This window comes from Arthrobacter sp., assembly GCF_030540645.1.
Classification (GTDB): Bacteria; Actinomycetota; Actinomycetes; order Actinomycetales; family Micrococcaceae; genus Specibacter.
This window is the reverse complement of sequence record NZ_JAUNVV010000073.1, coordinates 1-18,928: the sequence shown is the minus strand read 5'-3', so window position 1 is coordinate 18,928 and position 18,928 is coordinate 1. Positions and strand designations below refer to the sequence as shown.

The 18,928-nt window shown below is 62.4% G+C and carries 18 protein-coding genes and 1 tRNA gene; 9 read left to right on the top strand and 10 right to left on the bottom strand.

Features of this window, described 5'->3' with window-relative positions:
• Both Q4P21_RS12730 and Q4P21_RS12725 read left to right on the top strand, forming a co-directional pair.
• Nucleotides 1-1,325 (top strand): sensor histidine kinase (locus tag Q4P21_RS12730; protein WP_303389131.1); only part of this gene is annotated, 1,325 nt, incomplete at its 5' end.
• A complete protein-coding gene (locus Q4P21_RS12725; RefSeq protein WP_303389130.1) occupies nt 1,322-2,002 on the top strand; it encodes a response regulator transcription factor in 681 nt (226 codons plus the stop codon). The genes Q4P21_RS12730 and Q4P21_RS12725, both read left to right, overlap by 4 nt.
• On the opposite strand, the gene Q4P21_RS12720 is transcribed toward Q4P21_RS12725, so the two are convergent.
• Together Q4P21_RS12720 and Q4P21_RS12715 are read right to left on the bottom strand one after the other, a co-directional pair.
• A complete protein-coding gene (locus Q4P21_RS12720; RefSeq protein ID WP_303389129.1) occupies nt 1,969-2,769 on the bottom strand; it encodes a VOC family protein in 801 nt (266 codons plus the stop codon). The genes Q4P21_RS12725 and Q4P21_RS12720 overlap by 34 nt on opposite strands.
• A gap of 224 nt (nt 2,770-2,993) precedes the next feature.
• On the bottom strand, nt 2,994-3,482 hold the full coding sequence (locus tag Q4P21_RS12715) for a YajQ family cyclic di-GMP-binding protein (protein ID WP_303389128.1): 489 nt from the start codon (nt 3,480-3,482) through the stop codon (nt 2,994-2,996).
• A gap of 186 nt (nt 3,483-3,668) precedes the next feature.
• Between Q4P21_RS12715 and Q4P21_RS12710 the strand changes: the two genes are divergently transcribed.
• From Q4P21_RS12710 to Q4P21_RS12700, 3 genes are all read left to right on the top strand, one after another.
• Nucleotides 3,669-4,025: a hypothetical protein gene (locus Q4P21_RS12710; protein ID WP_303389127.1), complete on the top strand. Its 357-nt coding sequence runs from the start codon at nt 3,669-3,671 to the stop codon at nt 4,023-4,025.
• Nucleotides 4,026-4,212: 187 nt separating this feature from the next.
• Nucleotides 4,213-4,297, top strand: a tRNA-Tyr gene (locus tag Q4P21_RS12705).
• A 154-nt stretch (nt 4,298-4,451) separates the two neighbouring features.
• Nucleotides 4,452-5,123 (top strand): hypothetical protein, encoded by a 672-nt coding sequence (locus Q4P21_RS12700; protein ID WP_303389126.1) that lies wholly within the window; start codon nt 4,452-4,454, stop codon nt 5,121-5,123.
• A 75-nt stretch (nt 5,124-5,198) separates the two neighbouring features.
• On the opposite strand, the gene Q4P21_RS12695 is transcribed toward Q4P21_RS12700, so the two are convergent.
• A complete protein-coding gene (locus Q4P21_RS12695; protein ID WP_303389125.1) occupies nt 5,199-5,441 on the bottom strand; it encodes a hypothetical protein in 243 nt (80 codons plus the stop codon).
• A 216-nt stretch (nt 5,442-5,657) separates the two neighbouring features.
• Between Q4P21_RS12695 and Q4P21_RS12690 the strand changes: the two genes are divergently transcribed.
• Complete coding sequence (locus Q4P21_RS12690) at nt 5,658-6,053, top strand: co-chaperone YbbN (protein WP_303389124.1); 396 nt, start codon at nt 5,658-5,660, stop codon at nt 6,051-6,053.
• A 108-nt stretch (nt 6,054-6,161) separates the two neighbouring features.
• Here Q4P21_RS12690 and Q4P21_RS12685 read toward each other — a convergent pair whose 3' ends face one another.
• The 6 genes from Q4P21_RS12685 to Q4P21_RS12660 all read right to left on the bottom strand — a co-directional run bounded on the left by Q4P21_RS12685 (nt 6,162) and on the right by Q4P21_RS12660 (nt 11,590).
• Nucleotides 6,162-6,440, bottom strand: coding sequence for a putative quinol monooxygenase (locus Q4P21_RS12685; RefSeq protein ID WP_303389123.1), 279 nt, complete (start codon nt 6,438-6,440; stop codon nt 6,162-6,164).
• A gap of 41 nt (nt 6,441-6,481) precedes the next feature.
• Nucleotides 6,482-6,784, bottom strand: coding sequence for a hypothetical protein (locus tag Q4P21_RS12680; protein ID WP_303389122.1), 303 nt, complete (start codon nt 6,782-6,784; stop codon nt 6,482-6,484).
• A 110-nt stretch (nt 6,785-6,894) separates the two neighbouring features.
• Nucleotides 6,895-8,271, bottom strand: coding sequence for a WXG100 family type VII secretion target (locus Q4P21_RS12675; protein ID WP_303389121.1), 1,377 nt, complete (start codon nt 8,269-8,271; stop codon nt 6,895-6,897).
• Nucleotides 8,272-8,360: 89 nt separating this feature from the next.
• Nucleotides 8,361-9,314, bottom strand: a complete 954-nt coding sequence (locus Q4P21_RS12670; RefSeq protein ID WP_303389120.1) for a DNA-3-methyladenine glycosylase — start codon at nt 9,312-9,314, stop codon at nt 8,361-8,363.
• A gap of 108 nt (nt 9,315-9,422) precedes the next feature.
• A complete protein-coding gene (locus Q4P21_RS12665) occupies nt 9,423-10,655 on the bottom strand; it encodes an SLC13 family permease (RefSeq protein ID WP_303389119.1) in 1,233 nt (410 codons plus the stop codon).
• The gene (locus tag Q4P21_RS12660) at nt 10,652-11,590 is read right to left on the bottom strand and encodes a LysR family transcriptional regulator (protein ID WP_303389132.1); all 939 of its coding nucleotides are present in this window, start codon (nt 11,588-11,590) and stop codon (nt 10,652-10,654) included. Before Q4P21_RS12660 ends, Q4P21_RS12665 begins: the two co-directional genes overlap by 4 nt.
• 148 nt (nt 11,591-11,738) lie before the next feature.
• Here Q4P21_RS12660 and Q4P21_RS12655 point away from each other — a divergent pair, with 148 nt between their 5' ends.
• The 3 genes from Q4P21_RS12655 (at nt 11,739) to Q4P21_RS12645 (ending at nt 17,959) form a co-directional block, all read left to right on the top strand.
• The gene (locus tag Q4P21_RS12655; protein WP_303389118.1) at nt 11,739-15,215 is read left to right on the top strand and encodes a bifunctional proline dehydrogenase/L-glutamate gamma-semialdehyde dehydrogenase; all 3,477 of its coding nucleotides are present in this window, start codon (nt 11,739-11,741) and stop codon (nt 15,213-15,215) included.
• Between the two features lie 166 nt (nt 15,216-15,381).
• A complete protein-coding gene (locus Q4P21_RS12650; protein ID WP_207343275.1) occupies nt 15,382-16,767 on the top strand; it encodes a cystathionine beta-synthase in 1,386 nt (461 codons plus the stop codon).
• A gap of 31 nt (nt 16,768-16,798) precedes the next feature.
• The gene (locus Q4P21_RS12645) at nt 16,799-17,959 is read left to right on the top strand and encodes a cystathionine gamma-synthase (RefSeq protein ID WP_303389117.1); all 1,161 of its coding nucleotides are present in this window, start codon (nt 16,799-16,801) and stop codon (nt 17,957-17,959) included.
• A 148-nt stretch (nt 17,960-18,107) separates the two neighbouring features.
• Here the strand turns inward: Q4P21_RS12645 and Q4P21_RS12640 are convergent.
• The coding region (locus Q4P21_RS12640; RefSeq protein ID WP_303389116.1) for a hydrolase at nt 18,108-18,928 on the bottom strand (821 nt) is incomplete at its 5' end.

Genomic DNA, 18,928 nt, shown 5'->3' with positions numbered 1-18,928 from the left:
GAACCGCTGCGTCAGGAACCGCTGCTGCGGCGCTTGCTGAAAGTGGCCGTGGAGGCGTTGCCGAGATGAGTGCCACCCCTTTCAGCACCGCGCACTTGTGGCGGCTGAAAGGGATCAGCTGGGTTTGGCTGGGCACGGCAGTGGTCTGTATTGCGCTGCTTGCCGTGGGGGCGCCGCTGAACATGGGCCTGTATCAGATGGCCCTGCCGTTTGCCCTTGGCATGGCGATCCTCCATTCAGCTTCGGTGGGACTGACTGCAGCGCGCCCGGTGGCCGGGGTGATCGTCTCGCTGGCGCCCCTTGCCGTCATGCCGCTCGTCTCCGATCCCATTGGTGCAGCGCCCATGCCTTTCAGCGTTGTTGCCATGATCACCCAGGTGCTCGTCATCTGTGTGGCCGGACTTCGTTCACACTGGATGGTTCCCGCTGCGGCCTGGTTGGGCAGTGTCATGGTGGGCGTTGTTGCAAACTACCTGAGCATGCCGGAGGGGCAGACGACGGGTGCTCAAACAAATGTGGTGATTTTTGCGGCTGTGGCAGGCGGGCTCATGATGGCCTCCGTTGTGGCCCAACAGTGGCAGCATTTGCGTGTTGAACTGGCTGCAGAGCGAACAGTCAGCGCGGAGGAACAGTCACGGCGGCGCTTGGCAGAGGAACGAACCCGCATAGCACGTGAACTGCACGACGTCGTGGCGCACGGCATGTCGGTGGTGGTGGTGCAGGCAACCACCGCCAGCTACCGGCACCCGGGCCTGAGCCCTGAACTGGCCAAGGAGTTTGATGACATCGCCGCGAACTCCCGGCGCGCCATGATGGAGATGCGCAGCATGCTTGGCTCCCTGCGCAACGCCGAAGCAGGGCGGGAGTTGGGCCCTCAGCCCACCTTGGCAGACCTGCCTCGGTTGTTCGCCTCAGCACGCTCAGCGGGGATCCACATCGAGGAGCCCGTACTGCCCGACGTCGACAAGCATGAGATTGGTGAGGTCATCGCCCTGACCGCCTACAGAATTGTTCAGGAGGCACTGAGCAACGTCATCCGGCATGCCCCCGGTGCAACCGTGCGGGTGAACTTCGCCGTCGGGGCCAACAAGCTGGCCATCTCGGTGGTCAATTCAAGCTCTGCAGTGGGTGCGATCATGGCCCAGCTGGACAGGGGCCCACACTTGGGGCAGGGCCTCATCGGGATGCGCGAGCGAGCCGACATTGTGGGAGGTTCTGTCATTTGCACAGCCACGGTTGACGGCGGCTTTTCCGTCACCGCAAGGCTGCCCCTGAACGCCAATACAAGAACGTCAAGCAACAGCAAGGGAAACACCCACTCATGAGCATCACAGTACTTGTTGTGGATGATCAAGCCATGGTCCGTGAAGGATTTGCGGCCCTGTTGGCCGCCCAACACGACATTGAAGTGGTGGGACAGGCCGAGAACGGGGCTCAAGCAGTGGCAATGGCCGCCGCATGCCGTCCCAACGTGGTCCTGATGGATGTCCGCATGCCTGTCATGGATGGGCTGGAAGCTGCACGACAAATCCTGGCCCACTCACACGCATCTGATTCGGATGAGGACTCAACCCACGTACTCATGCTGACTACCTTCGACGCCGACGACTACATCTACGACGCATTGCGTCTGGGCGCCAGTGGTTTCCTGCTCAAGGACGCATTGGCGGAAGACCTGGTGGCCGCGGTGCGGATCGTGGCCTCCGGTGACGGGTTGCTTGCACCGTCCGTCACGAAGCGGCTGATCGAACAGTTTGCCGTTTCAGGGACCCGGCCGGTGCTTTCCCGGGACCGTCTTGACAGCCTCACGGACAGGGAACTTGAGGTCATGCGGCTCGTGGGCCGCGGATTCTCGAACCAGGAGATTGCCACCCATCTTTTCATTGCACAACAGACCGTGAAGACCCACGTCAGCAAAATCCTGACAAAGCTTGGGCTTCGGGACAGGGTGCAGGCAGTGGTGCTGGCCTATGAGACAGGTTTGGTTGAACCAGGCAGCTGAATACCGGGCTTGCGCACGGTGGGAGCGGTTCCCCGGCTGCTATGCGGTGGCTGGACCAGCTTGAACAGGGCCCCGGTGCAGTCGGTGAGCCCGGCAACCCGGCCGTAGGGGGAATCCTCGGCGGTGTTGACCACGGTGGCACCCAAGGTGAGGGCCTTCGCAATTGCGGTGTCGACGTCGTCCGTCTGGAAGTACACCTGCCAACTGGACGGAGCCTCGTGCGGCAGGTACGCGGCGGCGTCCATGATGCCAGCCAGTTCCCTTTCGCCATCGAGAAGGTTCGTGTAGCGGAACTCGGCGGTATCACTCATGACGGTGGTTTTCAGGCCGAAGACTTCCGCGTAAAACTGGACGGTGGCGTCGTAGTCCTTGCTGTGCAGCTCATGCCAGGCGGAGGCCCCGGGTTCTTCGTGAGCCTGGAAGCCGGTATGGCCGCTAAGCTCCCACAGCCCCGTGGGGGCCCCGCCCGGATCAGCGAGGATGGCCCTTTTGCCCTGCTGAGGGACTTCCCGAGGCTCAAGGTAGACGATGGCGCCGGCGTTCTTGGCGGCTTCCAGCGACTCAAAGATGTTGTCCACGCGCAGGTAGGTCGTCCACAGGTCGGGGTGGCCGTTGCTGTACTCCCGGCATTGCATGAAACCTGCAACGAGCAGACCGTCCTTGAAGGCCGTGGTGTAGCCTGCGTACTTTTCCTCGTCCCCTACCAGATAGGTCCAGCCGAACAACGCCGTGTAGAACTCTTTGGACTTCTCCAAATCTGAAGTCATTAGATCAATCCAGCACGGGGCGCCGGCAGGGATTACCTGAAGGGTCATGGTTGCTCCAGACGACGGAATGGAATTTATGCACGCAATTGGAAGACTATGTCGCGTTCAGGGTTCCGGCAAGGGCAAAAAGTAAGCTGGCGCTGAATTCCTCTCTAATTCATAGGGAATTCAACGCCAGCAATTTCGTCACATGAGCGACTTTTGTTGTCTTGTGATCGTTTGGTCTAGCGCATGTTCACGAACTGCAGATCAGCGTCCTCGAACTTGCGCAGCATGGCCATGACTTCCTGCAGGTCGTCGCGGCTCTTGGAACTCACGCGCAGCTCGTCGCCCTGGATGGTGGACTTGACGCCCTTGGGGCCCTCTTCGCGGATGAGCTTGTTGATCTTCTTGGCTACGTCCTGGGCAATGCCTTCAACGATGGATGCCTCCAGGCGGTACTCCTTGCCTGAGGCGTACGGTTCCCCGGCGTCCAAGGACTTCAAGGAAATGCCGCGCTTGATCAACTTGGACTCAAAAACGTCCATGACAGCCATGACACGCTCTTCCGAGTTGGCCTTGAGTAGGATCTTTTCGCCGCTGAAGTCGATCTCTGCGCCGATGCCCTTGAAGTCGTAGCGCTGGGCCACTTCCTTCTGGGTCTGGTGCAGGGCGTTGGCGACCTCTTGCTTGTCCACTTTACTGACGACGTCGAACGTTGACTCACTAGCCATGGTTCCTCCACATGCTTAGAATTTTGGGCGGATGATTTGCCTACCAGCCTAGCTGGCCACGAGCGTGCGGCGCTTGCAATCGGTGGTGGCGAGCCGCTCACAGTGACCTCCAAGGGTTCCTGCGGCCACCGCACATTTGCCTTGGGAATAGTAGTGGTTGTAGGAGAGACCGCACGAGGAGGACCAATGACGATGGCTGAAAGTACGGGGATTGCTGGCACTGAGCTGGCAACGCCCGGCGGCGTCCTTCCCTTCGGTGGCACGAACTCCCGGCACCGGCGAAAGCGGAAGACGGTGGGAACGGCAATGGCCGCCGTGACCTTGGCGGCCGTGACTGTGCTGGGCGGGCCTGCTGTGGTGGGTGGCATGGCTGGGAGCCTTGATTCCGGCAGCATTATTGGTTCACCGCCGAATTCTGCATCTTCACGCATTGCCGGTGTCCAGAACGACATGGCCCGGGCTGTCGCATTGCAACAAATCACCCCCGAACAGGCCGCATTCCTGGAAAACCAGCTCGTGAAACGGATTCGTAACGATGTCTAGGCGCCGGGCCGGGACCTTCAGCGGACGTTTTCGGCCGGGAATATGGCCGGTATTCCACCGGCTATGAGGCAAATTTTGGTACCTCACGGTTCTCGATTCGATTCTTGGCAGATTTCCTTGTATTGTTTTACTGCTTCCACTTGTTGGGGGCGAAAGCCGGACCTGTTGTTCAGGGTTTGGTGGCCATGGCAGATTACCCGAGTGGCCAAAGGGGGCTGACTGTAAATCAGCTGGCAACGCCTTCACTGGTTCGAATCCAGTATCTGCCACCAAAACGGGAAAGCCCGGAACCTCGAGAGAAATCGAGAGGTTCCGGGCTTTTTCGTTGCCAGCCGGGCCCACCTCACCTGTCGTCAAATCCCGGGAACTGGGCAGCAACCAGTGCAGCCATCGGAAACCTTGAACAAATCAAACTACAGTTGAGGCATGGAATATCTGGTGCCGCTACTGATCCTGCTCGTTGTTGTCATCGTTGTGGTGGTGGGAGCAGGGATTGTGGGCAGGAGGAACCGCAGCACGGCAGATGCAGGGCCGGAGGTTGGCTCGACGCCTAAACCTCGCCGTCGTGGCAGGCGCCGGGAAATTTCCCGTGAAGACGCGGAAGAAGCCAGCGCACGGCTCACCCCGGAAACCCACCAATTGGTGTACTCATACATTGCCCAGCGCCAGGTTCTCAATGCTGTGAAGGAATACCGAAAAGCCACTCACCTGGGCCTCGGAGATTCAGCGGCGGCAGTGGCGGCATTGGCGCAGTTCCCACAGCCAACCCCGGAGTCTGCCCCGCCAATGGGAGGGGAAAAGACGCTGACGGTGGAGGACATCATCAACGCGACCCCGGAACCGGGCGGCGAAGTCCCCGAGGTGGTCCAGAAACCTGCGGCCGTGACCAATGCCTACCGTTACCGGGCCATAGTTTCCCAGGGTGAAGAGATTCGCGAAGTGGCCAGCACACGCTTAAACGAGGATATTTTCCGCCGCATCCGTGAACTGGCCCTGTCCGGTGACTATGAGAGCGCAGCCCTCATGCTGCGCGAGCACGCCGACATTGGTGTGGCGGAGGCAAAGGAATTTGTCTCCATGATCGGGCCAGAAAACTGATCCCTGTATTTATTCCAGCCAAAAAAAATTGTCCGATCCCTGAGGGGTCGGACAATCAGATTTCGTCTTGAGCGGTCAGCCAGCTGGCCTTTCGTTTTCCAGGACAAAACCATCCTGATGGTGAATGAGCTGGCGCCCAAGGCCGGCATCGAGCTGAATCCACAAGCACTGGCGGTCTCGTGACAATGTCTCCACACGGCCGGACAGCCGCCAGCCGCGCTCGTTGACAAGCGCAATGGGCTCGTCCTTGGCCAGAACAGGCCAGACCTCATGGGCGCTGGGGGCGGTGACTATGTGGTTGTGAGTGGGGCGGGTCATGATTTCTCCTGGTGTGACGGACGTCGCTGGTGTCTTGTGTTCTTAGTCAACAAGGCAAGTATGCGTGCGCCACGTTAACTGGCTGCGAACTGCCTATGACTTTCCTGCTAAAACACGGTGAACGCCGTGGTCTTTTCCATGGGGGTGGCGGCCTGCGCACTCACGCGGTGAGCGAAATATCGGCCAAAGTTCCGCCAAATCCCGTACCGTTGAAGCATGGCTACAGTTGAAATCACCACAGAAAATTTTGGTCCCACCATCGAGGGCAACGACATTGTGTTCGTAGATTTTTGGGCATCATGGTGCCAGCCCTGCGTACGTTTTGCGCCCACTTTTGAGGCTGCTTCCGAGAAGCACGACGACGTAGTGTTCGCGAAGGTGGACACCGAGGCCCAGCAGCAGCTCGCGGCCGAGGCCAACATCACCTCGATCCCCACGTTGATGGCCTTCAGGGAGAAGGTGCTGGTATTTGCCCAGCCCGGTGCTTTGAATGGAACGCAGCTTGATTCCGTCATTGACGCCGTCAAGGCCTTGGATATGTCCGAGGTCCATGCTGCTGTGGCGGCCAAGGACAGCGACGCCAAGGCAGACGAAGACGACGCCGCAAAGTAACACCCACGCCGTCTCGCACAGTTGGAGATCATGACACCGTCCTGGCGTCATGATCTCCAACGGTTTTTCAGGCTGAATTGCTCTAATGAAGTGCGCTAATACTAGGTGTTAGCGACGATCCAGCTTGACCGGTTCGGCCAGCAAGGCGCTCAAGGACTCATTCAAGTCCTGCACCGCGATGCCCTTGCCGTGCTTGTCAAGGTCCGCTTCCGAAGCCCACTGCTCGGTTAGCACGATCTTCTCTTCTGATTCCTCGGTGATTTCGTACTGGATGCAGCCGGCCTCTTCAACGACCTGCTCAATGGCAATCTCAAGGGCGAGCTTCACACGGAAGAATTCGCCCTCATTGGGGATGAAAGTGGCCTGTAGGTTGATGATCTCGCTCATGGGATCAGCCTAGGCGATGGGAATGTGCCCAGCGTATTCCGTTACGGCGAGCTGACCAGATCAAAACGAATTTCGTTACTGCAAATTGAAGTGATTTTGATGGAATAGCCGTAGAAGTCTGCGGTCGCGCCGAGCTCCAGTTCCTTGAAATTGGGCAACGGCTCCGGCCCGTGCTGGGTGACGGTCAATGTGACCGCGGCGGGTTCGGGAGTTGCGAAGATGCCGATGATGCCCAACCGCGGGCGAAGCGACGGCTCTGATGCAGCTGCCGGAAGTTCCGGTTCTGAGAAACCGATGCCCTGCCGCAGCTTGTAGGCGCCGGTTTGGGTGCAGGAGGTGTTCATTGCCTTGTCCTTTGTCGGTGCTGGGGTTTCAGGTGATGCAGGGGCTGGCAATGCACATCCAGCCAGCACCGCAACACTCATCGTGGACCAGAGAAGCCAGTTTGCCCTCATCATTTCGTTCCAATCACTGCAGACTCGGTGACGTACTTCTCATATTGTTCCTTGCTCATGATTGCATCCGGTTGCGGTGGGCCCCAGGGATTGCCCAAAATAATGTTCCCGTCCCCATCGAGCCCCTTGGCGAAGAACGCATGGGCACCCGGCAGGTTTTCGGGCCTTCCCGCGTCACCGCGAACGGGGACAGTGGTGGAAATTACCACTGGTTTGCCGTCCTGAACTGCCTGCCACGTGGAATCCGGATTCTTCAGGGTGCTGGCATCGCCGCCCGCGACAGTAGGTGAAAGATTTGAAGGCCACTGGGCTTCGATGCCGTGATATGTTCCCGCGGGGTTGCCGTCATTGGAATAGCCTTGGGCCAACGCTTTTTCGTAGTATGAGGGCCAATTTGCACCTGCGGGATTGTCAATGCCGGCCCCGTCGCTGGAACCGCGTGCTCCAAGATATCCACCCTGCTCGTTGACAGGCAAGTCCTTCGTTACGGTCACCCAGTGTTCCGCTCCGGAGTTGTCGTAGAGTTTTACCGAAACCGTCCCGTTGGTATTGTCCTTGATGTGATCGGTGATGAACGATGAGTCGTGGTAGGACATGGCCGCCAAGGTGGCCATGGAACCGCAGTCTCCATAGCTGCCTTGATGGATGTCACGCCAGCTGGGATTTTCCCCAAAAACGGTGCCAGCAGGAGTGTCGTGGCCAGCAGGCCCGCTCGTTATCTTGCGATCTGGATTGGCTGGGTCACCAGTAACCAAGGTGTCATCGGGCGTGGCCCATGGAAAGTTGGCGACAATGCGTGCGGCTTCCTCAGGCGTGGCATTGGCCAGCAGGGCACTCAGCACGTCGTGGCGTTCCAACGCGTCGATGCCCGACCAATTGAAAAGGCCCTTGCCGTCTTCTCCTGCGGTTTTAGCCAACGCCGCAAGCTCGTCGTCTGACAGCGAAGTCAGGAATTGATTGAGTTCTTCAGGTGTCAGTTTCGAAAGTGCATCCCTCAGCTGGTCAATGTCGTGTTCATTGCCCAGAAAAAAGTCTTCCCAGCCGGAATCGGTGGACGCGTCCTGAAGCTTGGAGCGCAGATCAGAGAAGTCAGCCTGCCCATACACCGAACTGGCTTTTTCCTGCTCCTGGGCATTTTTACGCAGCAATGTCGAGGTCTGTTGCAGGAGATCGGCCGCGGCTGCCAGAGTTGGAGCCAACGCCGTGTGCCAGTGCTGCTGGAACCGTTGCGAGTCTTGACCGACCCACCTCAACTGGGGCCGGATCCGGCTGCCCAATGTGGTCCTTACATCTTTCAATTGAGCGGCGCAGGCGTCGAACTCTTTTGCCGCGTCGCGAAGATTTTCAGGGTCGCTGCCCAAATATCCGTCTGCCATGGTGCTCCCTGATCGCTTTCCACAAGGGTAGTGAGCGCCCAGTCCCCGCGGCAATGGGTACCTCTCCCCACGCTCCGGGACTGGATTCCTCAGTGTCGGCGGTGGTGCTGGATGGTCATGCGCGGTCCGAAGCTCGGCTTTCGGAATCCGCTCAGCTGCAGCATCCGCACCACACGCTGCCGGTGCCCGCGCCACGGCTCGAGCAATTCCAGCATGCCCGGATCATCCACGGCTTTCCCTGCCAGTGCCCAGCCCACATAGGCCGCCAGATGATAGTCGCCCACCGCCACTTGGTCGGGGTCGCCATGCGTGCGTTGAGTGGTTTCCGCGGCCGTCCACACGCCAATGCCTGGGATGCTTTGCATCTTTACAGCCGCCTCTGCCGCCGGTAGTTTAGCCAGCCGTTCCAGGCCCGACGCCGAACCCACCACGCGCATGACCGTTGCCGAACGCTGTGGTCCAACACCCGCCTGGTGCCACGCCCAGGAGGGGATGGACGCCCACTGCCGAGGGGTGGGGGCCACCCGCAGATCGGCTGGGATGGCCGGGTCGGTTCCGACTCCCGGTGCTTTGGTGCCGAACTTTTGCAGCAGGATGCCGTAGCTGCGTCGGGCCTCCAGCGCGGTGACCTTTTGTTCCAGAATGGCTGGCACCAGAGCATCAACCATGCGCCCGGTGGCGGGCAGGCGCACTGCCGGGTGACGGCGTCGTGCTTCTTGCACCCGGTGAGGAAGGGAATTTGCGAACCCGGGGGAGTCAAAATGGGACCAGTCGTCCTGCGCACCGAGCAGCGCCGGGGTGCCTGCGAGGGCATGCTCCGCACCGGGACCGCAAGCGCGGGCGTGCAGCTCGGTGCCGCGTTGGGAGATCCCCAGCGTGGCAGGACCCGCGGGGGTGTTGAAAGCGAGCCAAGCTGTGCCGGGCGTGACCATGATGGTCTTGTCAGCGGGGCCGCGGCCAATGATGCCCAACGTCTGCTGAAGCGAATAGGGGCCTTCGGCGTCCCAAGCCAAGGCCTGGCCGGTGAGTGCTGCGGCGGTCATTGAACCATGGTCGCACGCGCAGCTGGGAACCTCAGAGCAGTGGGTGGAAACGGACCGGGTGTGCACAGGTCCACGGAGCTGCTCCGCCTCCTGGGAAGTCAGGCGGCGCTAACCGGGCATCCCGGCGGAAAGCCACAGTGCCAGCACCGACAGCGGCAGCAGGACCACGACGACGGCGAGCCCGGCCAGCATGTAGCCGCGCCACGAAATGTTGATGCCCATGGCGCGCAAGCGGCTGTGCCACAACAACGTGGCCAGGGATGCCCACGGGGACACCAGCGGCCCGAGATTCACGCCGATGAGCAGCGCCGCCAGCCGGAGCGGGGAGCCTGCTGCCGGTTCAAGCGCCAAATAAGCGGGCAGGTTGTTGACGGCATTTGCGCTCAGCGCGCCGAGGCCCGCCAGCTGGAGCAGTGCGGTGAAATCCTCGCCGGAGCCTGCGGCATGGGCAAGGGCTGCGCCGAGGCCGTGGTCGTGCAGGGTCTGGATGATCAGGAACAGCCCCATTGCCAACAGCAGCGGTTGGACGGGCAGCATGCGCCACGTCTTGACCCACGCACCCCGCGCCGACCCCCGCACCAGGGACGTGCCGCGGTGGAGAAGGAACACGGCCAGCAAGAACACCGCTGCCACGCTTGCCGGGATCCAGACGGGAAGTCCGGACACCAGCAGTGGCAGCAGCACGGCCACCGTGACGGCACTGAAGAACAGCAGCCCCCTGTCCCTGACGGTGGGCACGGCAGGGCGGGGAAAGCTGCCGCGCAACTCGGTACGAAACATCAACCACAGGAATACGGCCGGGACCGCAACGCCCACCACGGCCGGAGCCCACAGCAGCTGGGCAAAACCCCGTGGCGACACACCCAAAAGATGCTGCGCCAACAAGTTCGTCAGGTTGGAAACCGGCAGCAGCAAGGATGCCGTGTTCGCCAGCCAAACGGTCGTCAGCGCAAACGGCAGCGGCGGGATTCGCGCGTGCCGCGCCAGCGAGACCACCACCGGGGTGACGAGCACGGCCGTCGTGTCCAGCGACAGGAACACCGTACTTACCGTGGCAAGGACCACCACCAGCAACCACAACAACCAGACCCGGCCAGCCGGCGTCGTACCGGGACGTGATGTGCGGCGGACACCGGCCAGCGTGGCGGTGACAACTGTGAACAACCCGGCGGAGTCCGCCAGCCCCGTCACTACGGTCATGGCCACCACGAACACGAGGATCGGTACGGTGCGTGCTGCCAGCTCCACTGCGGAGACAGGGGTCAGCAGCCCCGAAGCGAGCAGCACCAGGCCCGCAGCGAAGAGCGCTGCTGGAACGGTGGCGGCCAGTGACTTGGTCATGGACGGGAAGGTGGGACGGCCAGGTCCTGCGCCGTCTGCTCCAAAATTTCCCGACAGGCCAAAAGGGCTGGTCGACGGCGGCTGGCACGTCGGACCGAGGTGAAGACCGTGCGTTGGGGGAGACCGGGTAGATCGATGAGATTCAGGTGAGGCTGGCGTCCGGTCCACATCAGGTCAGGCATCAGACCCACTGCGTTGCCTGACTCGATGAGCCGGATCTGGGCCTGTAGATCGGCCGTTTCAAAACGGACGTCGGGTTCAAAGCCGGCCTGCCGGCATCGTTGCTCGGCCCAGTGCCGCGACGCCGCGCCCCGCGGTTCCATGACCCAAGGCAACTGTGCCGTGTCCTCCAACCCCGTGATGGGGGAGGAAAGCATCCTGCTCATGCTGCCTACCACATCGTGGAACGGGACGGCGAGCCGAATGGCGTCGGTGGTCAACGTGACCCTGTCCAACTCGGCGAGCATGGGTGCTGCGTGGCCAGGATATTGTTCGGCCACCACCAGATCAAAATCCCGCGTCCACGTCTCATGCAGTGCAGCTTCGGGTTCCCGCTGAACCATTTCAATGCGCACGTCCGGATACTTCTGTGCCATGGCCGTGAGCAGGTTCGGTAGCAGCGCCAATGCCGCCGACTGGAACATGGCCAGTTTCACGGTCCCGGTGACGATGGTCAGCGAGGCGGCGATGGCGGCTTCGGCCCGCTCCAGGGTTTCCAGCAGCTCTGCCGTGTGGGTAACGAGAATCTCTGCCTGGGGTGTCAGCTGAACGCGCCGGCCCACCTTCAGCAGGAGCGGCACGCCCACTTCCTTCTCCAATAAAGCCAGCTGCTGGGAGATGGCCGAGGGACTGTATTGCAGCACGGCGGCAACGTCAGCCAAGGTGCCGCGGAGGTGCAATTCACGCAACAAGCGCAGGCGTTTGACGTCAAGCATCGCAGGGCTCCCAACCATGTAGTAATACTGACTGTTATTGATTATAAATCAGCGCTTTTCCTTATTGAAGGTCGGACTCATACTGGTGTCAGGCATGCCTTTGCGGCAGGCACATTGGCTACTGACAGAAACGAACCAGGCACCGACCATGACAAGCACCACTTCCGCGGCTACCACCGCCAATATTCCAACTCCCGGGGACGACCTCGTCGAGGAGACAATCGCCCTTGTGCGCCACTGGCTCAACGAGGCTGCGAAGTTCCCCGCGGACGTCTCCGCCGAACGCCTGGCGGGTGTTTTGAAGGATCCCCACGGCCTGGAGTTCACGGTGGGCTTCGTTGACGGTGTGGTCCGTCCCGAGGATCTGGCCGTGGCCGGGCGCAACCTTGCCGCCTTGGCACCGAAGGTGCCTGCCTTCCTGCCTTGGTACATGCGTGGGGCAGTCCGCCTCGGCGGCATCATGGCCCCGGTTGTGCCGCAGATTGTGGTCCCGGTTGCCCGCCGGGTGCTCCGGGAAATGGTGGGCCACTTGATTGTGGACGCCACCGACGCGAAGCTGGGCCCGGCCATCGCGAAGATCCGCAAGGATGGCGTGGATTTGAACATCAACCTTCTTGGTGAAGCAGTGTTGGGCGAGCATGAAGCCAGCCGCCGCCTTGAAGGAACGTTGGCGCTGCTGGCAAGGGAGGACGTTAACTACGTCTCCATCAAGGAATCCTCCACCGTGGCGCCGCACTCGCCGTGGGCGTTCGACGACGCCGTGACCCATGTCGTGGAGCGGCTCACCCCGCTGTACACGCTGGCCAACTCCTTCGCCAAACCGAAATTCATCAACTTGGACATGGAGGAATACAAGGACCTCACCATGACCATCGCCGTGTTCAAGCGGATCATGGAAAAGCCCGAGTTCAAAGAGCTCGAAGCCGGTATTGTGCTCCAGGCCTACCTGCCGGACACCCTCGAAGCCTTGATCGAGCTGCAGCAGTGGGCTGCACGGCGCAGGGCCGACGGCGGCGCACCGGTCAAGGTCCGGATCGTCAAGGGTGCCAACCTGCCCATGGAAGAAGTCCAGGCCTCCGTCCACGGCTGGCCGCTGGCCACGTGGGGAAGCAAGCAGGACTCCGATACCAACTACAAGCGCCTGGTGAACTATGCACTGACACCTGAACACTTGAGCAACGTCCACATTGGCGTGGCCGGGCACAACCTGTTCGACGTGGCCCACGCCTGGCTGCTGGCCAAGCAGCGTGGCATTGATGCCACAGGCCGCGCCCTCGAATTTGAAATGCTGCTGGGCATGGCCACCGGGCAGGCTGAAGCCGTCCGCCAGGACATTGGCGCCCTGCTGCTCTACACGCCGGTGGTCCACCCTGCCGAGTTCGACGTCGCCATCGCCTACCTGGTCCGCCGCCTTGAAGAAGGCGCCAGCCAGGACAACTTCATGTCCGCCGTCTTTGAGCTCTCCGACAACGAGTCCCTGTTTGAGCGTGAGAAGCAGCGCTTCCTCGCCTCCCTGCAGGGCGTGGACACAGAGGTGCCGGCCAGCAACCGCGATCAGGACCGCAATCAGCCCCCGGCACCTGCACCCACCGACTCCTTTGCCAACACCCCCGACACCGACCCGGCGCTTCCTGCCAACCAGGCCTGGGGCCGGGACATCCTGGCCCGCATCCCCGGATCGACGCTGGGCAATGACCTCGTTGCGGCCACCACCGTCACCGAACTGGACGAACTGAACACCATCGTCGCCACCGCCGTCGAGCATGCTGCGGACTGGGCTGCCCTGGGTGGTGCCGGGCGCGCCGCCGTGCTGCACCGTGCAGGTGACATCCTGGAAGCCCGCCGCGCCGAGCTCATGGAGGTTATGGCGTCCGAGACCGGCAAAACCCTTGACCAGGGTGACCCCGAAGTCAGTGAAGCCGTGGACTTTGCCCACTACTACGCCGAGCGTGCCAAGGATTTGGAAACGGTCGACGGCGCAACGTTCGTCCCCGAGAAGCTCACCGTCGTGACTCCGCCGTGGAACTTCCCGCTCGCCATCCCGGCAGGGTCCACGTTGGCATCGCTGGCCGCGGGCTCCGCCGTCGTCATCAAGCCTGCACGGCAGGCCCAGCGCACCGGCTCCGTCATGGTGCAGGCGCTGTGGGATGCCGGCGTGCCGCGCGAAGTGCTGGCACTCGTCCAGCTGGGGGAGCGGGAGTTGGGCCAGGCGCTGGTGTCCCACCCGGCCGTGGACCGCCTCATCCTGACCGGCGGCTACGAGACCGCCGAACTGTTCCGGCGCTTCCGCAGTGACCTGCCGCTGCTGGCCGAGACATCGGGCAAGAACGCCATCATCGTCACTCCCAGCGCTGACCTGGACCTGGCTGCCAGAGACGTGGTCCAGTCCGCGTTTGGCCACGCGGGCCAGAAATGCTCTGCTGCGTCACTGGTGATCATGGTCGGCGAAGTGTCTTCATCGGTGCGGTTCCGCAAGCAGCTGCTCGACGCCGCCGCCAGCCTGAGCGTTGGCTACCCGGAGAAGGCCACGTCCCAGATGGGCCCCATCATTGAACCGGCCGCCGGCAAGCTGCACACGGCGCTGACCACCCTCAGTACCGGCGAAGCCTGGGCCATTGAGCCACGCCAGCTCGATGAGACCGGGCGGCTCTGGTGCCCGGGCGTGCGCACAGGGGTTGCGCCCGGCTCCGACTTCCACCTCATCGAGTACTTTGGCCCCGTCCTGGGCGTCATGCGGGCGGAAACACTTGAAGAGGCCATCGCGCTGGTCAACCGCGTCGACTACGGGCTGACCAGCGGACTGCATTCACTGGATTCGGCGGAGATCGGCGTGTGGCTGGACACCATCCAGGCCGGAAACCTGTACGTCAACCGTGGCATTACGGGCGCCATTGTGCAGCGCCAGCCCTTTGGCGGCTGGAAGAAATCGGCCGTGGGGCCGGGCACCAAGGCAGGCGGACCCAACTACCTTGTGGGGCTGGGCAGCTGGCGTAGTGCGCCTTCCTCGGCCACTGCGCCGCTGGGCGACGCAGCCACGAAGATGCTCCATGCCGACACAGGCGTATCCGGCCCGGCGGCAGCCGGCGCAGTCCTGTCCGAAGAGGACCGGGCATTCCTGAAGCGCGCGCTGCACAGCGATGCGGCGGCCTGGGCGGAAGAGTTTGGCAATGCCAAGGATGTCTCGGCGCTGTCCGCTGAACGCAACGTGTTCCGCTACCTGCCCCTGCACCCCCTGGTGCGGTTGAGCGAAGGCGAGCCCGTCGTGAAGCTGATGCGTGTGCTTGCGGCAGGAATCCTGGCCGGGTCGACCCCGGAAGTCTCCAGCGCCGTCGTGCTTCCCAAGGCAGTGCAGGCACTGTTGCTGAGCAAGCACCTGAAGGTGACAGTGGAGAGCGATGCAGACTGGTTGGGGCGCAGCTTCGGGGCGGGTCGCATTCGGCTCATCGGCGGGGATGCATCGGCACTGTACGCGGCGAGCGGTGGGCGCCCGGACCTGGCGATCTACCACGGCGACGTTACCGAGGCCGGGCGTGTGGAGATGCTGCCGTTCCTGCACGAGCAGGCCATCAGCATCACCGCGCACCGTTTTGGCACCCCGGACCACCTCTCGGACGGGCTGATCTAGCGCAAAATCTGGTGCGGAACACCTTCTGAGCAATTCGAGATGGGAGCAGTCTGCAATGTTTTTGACGAACATTGCAGACCGCTCCCGTCTCGATGTGTGGGGCGTCTGAGTCAGCGGACGTAACGAGCAGTGGTCACTTTCCCCGCCGGGAGGCTACGTTTGAGTCATGAAGTACGCAAACTCCGTTCTGGACCTCATTGGCAACACCCCGCTGGTGAAACTGCAGAAAGTCACCGAAGGCATCCAGGCCACAGTTCTTGTCAAGCTTGAGTACATGAACCCGGGTGGTTCCGCCAAGGACCGCATCGCGGTGAAGATGCTTGACGAAGCCGCCAAAGAAGGCAAAATTCTGCCAGGTGGCACCGTGGTGGAACCCACCAGCGGAAACACCGGGGTGGCCATGGCCATGGTGGCCCAGTTGCGCGGCTACAAATGCGTGTTTGTGGTTCCTGACAAAGTGGGTGAAGACAAGCGCTCGGTCCTGCGGGCCTACGGCGCCGAGGTTGTTGTCACGCCGTCGGCCGTGTCTGCCAGCAGTCCGCAGTCCTACTATGGCGTGTCCGATCGGCTGGCGCAGGAAATTCCGGGCGCGTACAAGCCCGACCAATTCTCCAACCAAAATGGTCCGCTGAGCCACTACGAAACCACCGGTCCGGAAATCTGGGCCGACACCGCCGGGCAGGTGACGCACTTTGTGGCAGGGGTGGGAACCGGTGGCACCATCACCGGCACGGGCCGCTTCCTGCGCGAAGCCTCCAAGAACCGCCCGGCAGCGCAGGGCGGGGAAGTGCAGATCATCGGCGCCGACCCCGAAGGCTCCGTCTACTCAGGCGGCAGCGGCCGGCCCTACCTTGTCGAAGGCGTGGGTGAGGATGTTTGGCCCGCCTCCTACGACCCCACGGTCCCGCACAAAGTCATCGCCGTCAGCGACAACGACTCCTTCGCCATGACCCGCCGGCTGGCCCGCGAGGAAGGCCTGCTGGTGGGAGGCTCGTCCGGCATGGCGGTGGTGGCCGCGCTGGAAGCCGCCAAGGGGCTGGGGCCGGAAGCCGTCGTCGTCGTGCTTCTGCCGGACAGCGGGCGCGGCTACCTGGCGAAGATCTTTGATGACAAGTGGATGCAGTCGTACGGTTTCCTGAAGACCACCGACGAGCCGGCCATTGGCGACGTGCTCAAGGCGAAGACCGGCGGGCTGCCGGACCTGGTGCACATTCACCCGAACGAGACCGTGCGCGACGTCATCAACCTGATGGCCGAATACGGGGTGTCCCAGATTCCCGTGCTCAGTGCCGAACCGCCGGTGGTCATGGGGGAGGTGCTTGGCTCGGTGGATGAGCGCACCCTGACCGGGCGGCTGTTCCGGCAAGAGGCGAAACTGACCGACAAGATCACCGAGCACATGCAGCCGCTGCTGCCGATCATCGGTTCGCTGGAGCCCATTTCCGCCGCACGCGCCAAGCTGCAGGACGTGGACGCGCTGATGGTGACATTTGTGGGGTCCCCCGTCGGGGTACTGACCCGCCTGGACCTGCTGAACTACCTCAACGACTGATTTAGCACGACCGATTTAGAAGGAGAACATCATGACTAAAGGCTTCAATACCCGCGCCGTCCATGCCGGCCAGACACCGGATCCCACCACCGGCGCCGTCATCCCGCCCCTGTACCAAACCACCACCTTCGCGCAGGACGGGATCGGGAAGCTGCGCAACGGCTACGAGTACGGCCGCGGCACCAACCCCACCCGCGACGCGCTCCAAGCCCAGCTGGCCGGCGTTGAAGGTGGAGAATTCGCGTTCAGCTTCTCATCCGGCCTGGCCGCCGAGGACGCGCTGATCCGCGCACTGCTGGTCCCGGGCGACCATATCGTCATGGGCAACGACGTCTACGGCGGCACCTACCGGCTCCTGAACCGCATCCTGTCCGTGTGGGGCATCACCAACGCCGCCGTGGACATGTCCGACGCCGAGGCGCTGGCTGCCGCTGTCGCCGCAGGCGGGCCGGACGGTGGGACGAAGATGCTGTGGGTGGAGACGCCGTCGAACCCCATGATGAAAATTACCGACATTGCCGCGCTCGCCGAGGTGGCCCATGCCGCCGGTGCGCTGCTGGTGGTGGACAACACGTTCGCTTCCCCGTACCTGCAAAATCCGCTGGCGCTCGGTGCCGACGTGGTGGTGCACTCGACCACGAAGTACATTGGCGGGCACTCGGATGCTTCCGGCGGTGCCGTGATTCTCAACGATGCGCAGGCTGCCGAGAAGATTGGTTTCATCCAGTTTGCCGTCGGTGCCGTGTCCGCCCCGATGGAGGCGTGGCTGACCACGCGTGGGTTGAAGACGCTGGGCGTGCGCATGGACCGGCACTGCTCCAACGCCCAGACCATTGCCGAGTGGCTGCTGGAACGTCCCGAGGTGGAGCGTGTGCTGTACCCGGGCCTGCCCAGCCACCCCGGCCATGAGTTGGCGGCCCGTCAGATGCGCGGCTTTGGCGGCATGATTTCCGTGCAGTTCAAGGGTGGGGAAGATGCTGCCCGCAAGGTGGCTGAATCCACGAAGCTGTTCACATTGGCTGAGTCACTGGGTGGCATTGAGTCGCTCATGAACTACCCCTCTGAGATGACGCACGCCTCCGTGAAGGGCACCGAGCTTGAAGTGCCCGTCAACCTGATCCGCCTCTCCGTGGGCATCGAGGACATCGCCGATCTGCTGTCAGACCTGGAGCAGGCGCTAGACGCCCTGTAATACCAGCAACCCGCCCCACCGCCCCTACCGACGCTCCAGCACTTTCGGGGGCATTTTCCCGAAGGGTCCTGCAGGTTGCTGCGGGAGCGTTCTGAAGAAACGCCCCAAAGCTGCAGGAGCGTTGGTAGTGGGGGTGTTTGTCCTGCGTTTATTCGTCGACGATGGATCCTGTCACCCAGTCGATGTAACGGCGCAGGGAGCGCTCGGTGATCTCTTTTGCTCCGGTGTCGATGGTTGCGAACGCACCGTAGATGCGGTCGAATGCCAGGGGTGCGCACGTGTCAAGAATTCTCTGGATGGCACGGGCGGGCAGTGGGATGTTGTTGACGTAGCTGCGCATGGCGTTGACGGACTTCCTGTCCCGGCCCACGCCAACCGTGTCACCCGCCAGCAGCGCGCCGCGACCCTGGGCGCCAGCAGGCCAATGGACCATGCTGCTGCCGGCAAAGTGGCCGCCGAACTGGTGCATGGTCAGCCCCGGCAGTAATTCTTGAACGTCCTGCCACAGTTGGATGACTGGATCCGGGCGGCAGATCCACTGCTTGTCTGCGGCGGCAACATAAACGGGCGCGCGGTCAAAAGCGTGGCTCCACTGGATGGAGGAGCCGGTCAGGTGCGGATGGCTGGCCGTGACGACGACGACACCGCCCAACGCACGGACAGCGGCCAAGCCGGCGTCGTCGATGAATCCCGGCGGTTCCCACAAAAGGTTGCCATGTTCGGTCTGTAGGAGCAGGCCCCGTTGGCCGATGCCGAGGCTGGGCGTGGCTTCCACGGAGTGGAGCCCGTGACCCACTTCCGCCACCTCGATGCGAAAGCCCGCAGCAGCGAGTTCCTCGCGTGTAGTCCAGCGCTGGCCACTCGACGGGACGTATTGACGCTCATCGGAGCAGATTTCGCACAACGGCGGAGGTTCTGACGTGTCCGGGTGTTCAATGGCGCACGTGGCGCAGGTCCAAATGGTCATGG